The organism is Moorena sp. SIO3I6 (assembly GCF_010672095.1).
On record NZ_JAAHHU010001258.1, the window covers coordinates 1 to 1,485 of the forward strand.

Consider the following 1,485-nt stretch of genomic DNA (forward strand, 5'->3'; position numbering starts at 1 on the left):
ATGTTCTAGAAGCTAAAACCCTTATAACTACGTCCAAGGTCAGGCCAAACTAGTATGTATCTTTTTGTAACATATCGGCTGAAAGTATTACCCAATAAGGATTTTAGCTTGCATGTCACCCCCTCAGCTACCTTGGCTTTCGGCTTTGACTTGAGTTGTCTTATGGGGAACTATTAAGTAATAATTCCCGTTGGTACTAGTCAATCGACAATCACAGATGTTGTCGGGAAGTGTTTCCGCAAAGGTTACTTCACCTAACTTGGTGTGGTAAATCCCTTTTGCTGAAACAGCTGACTTAGGAATGTAACAAGATTGGACAGGATTCTTACGAGACCTAAACCTTACCCGATTAACCTGTCCAGTTTTTTGGTATTTTTTCTTGGCCTCCCTGACAGCAGTACAAGCGTCCTTGATCGCTATAGATTTTATTTGATAAGGTACCGCTTTACACCACTCGGGCAGGTCATTTAAAATGTCAGTTTTGATGGCTTTCCAGTTAGCTTTAATTTCGCCATCTTTCAGTATTTTGACGGTTTTGTTGAAAACATAGCGGGACACTCCAAACCACTGACGAATAGTTGCTCGCTGTTCAGGGTTTAGGAACACTCGAATCTTCTTGGATTTTTTTGTCGTATTTTCTGAGTCCGTGGACGCGGCAAGAGAAGACGTGAATGATTTTGAAGTTACCGTAAGAATAAAGAAGCCTTTATAGGCGACAGGCTATGGGTAAAAAGGTTAAAACTCATGAAATAAGGCTTCTTTATTCTAAGGTTTCGTCTCCGGAGAGAAGATCTGCGGTGAGCTCGGATTCGGGACAGCTTTTAGGCTGGTCGAGAACCAGGATTTTTCCACCGTTGAGACTGACCAAGTACTCAATGAGTTCAAACCCGAATCGGGTAAGTCGGTCTCTACAGGCAACAACAATCGTGAGTTGATCTCCGCAGACAACTCGCTCCAATATGGTTTTAAGCCCTTTTCTTTTGTAGTTGAGGCCGGAACCGATGTCTTTGATGATTTCTGCTTCGGGGAAGAGAGAATGCAGATAGGCGATTTGGCGAGCGAGGTCGTCTCGCTGTTTGGTGCTACTGACCCGGCAGTAGCAGACTGTGTAACAGCGGGATCTGTTAGACTTTGGAGTTTTTCCAAAACGGAGAAGATCTTTTGAGTCAAAGAGTCTAGTTCCCCCTGGGGTTCGTTCGCATCTGAGAGTTCCATTGTCTGCATACTTCCTTAGAGTGTTCGGAGAGAGTCCCGTAAGTTCGACCGCCTTACGGATGGGTATGAGTGCCATGGCTAAAATCTAGCACGTTTTGGTAAATAGTGTCAAATCTTGATAGATTTTATTTAGCTGTTGTCAACCCTTTCCGTTTCTGTCATTAGCTAGTTGTCATTTGTCATTTGTCAAAAACTAAGGTGTAGTATATAGCATTTCTGTAAGCTATCAGCTATCAGCGTGTCGCGTATCAGCTATCAGCTTTGGAATAA

2 protein-coding genes are annotated in these 1,485 nt (G+C 43.2%); both read right to left on the reverse strand.

Going from position 1 to position 1,485, the window contains the following annotated elements; all coding sequences use genetic code 11:
* Positions 1 to 123 precede the first annotated feature (123 nt).
* Positions 124 to 606 (reverse strand): helix-turn-helix domain-containing protein, encoded by a 483-nt coding sequence (locus F6K49_RS48315; protein ID WP_293109776.1) that lies wholly within the window; start codon positions 604 to 606, stop codon positions 124 to 126.
* Between the two features lie 154 nt (positions 607 to 760).
* The gene (locus F6K49_RS48320; protein WP_293109778.1) at positions 761 to 1,291 is read right to left on the reverse strand and encodes an IS607 family transposase; all 531 of its coding nucleotides are present in this window, start codon (positions 1,289 to 1,291) and stop codon (positions 761 to 763) included.
* Positions 1,292 to 1,485: the final 194 nt, after the last annotated feature.

What these genes read in the sequence shown, in the direction of transcription:
- F6K49_RS48320 (WP_293109778.1), bottom strand. Translation starts at nt 1,291, where the DNA reads ATGGCACTCATACCCATCCGTAAGGCGGTCGAACTTACGGGACTCTCT.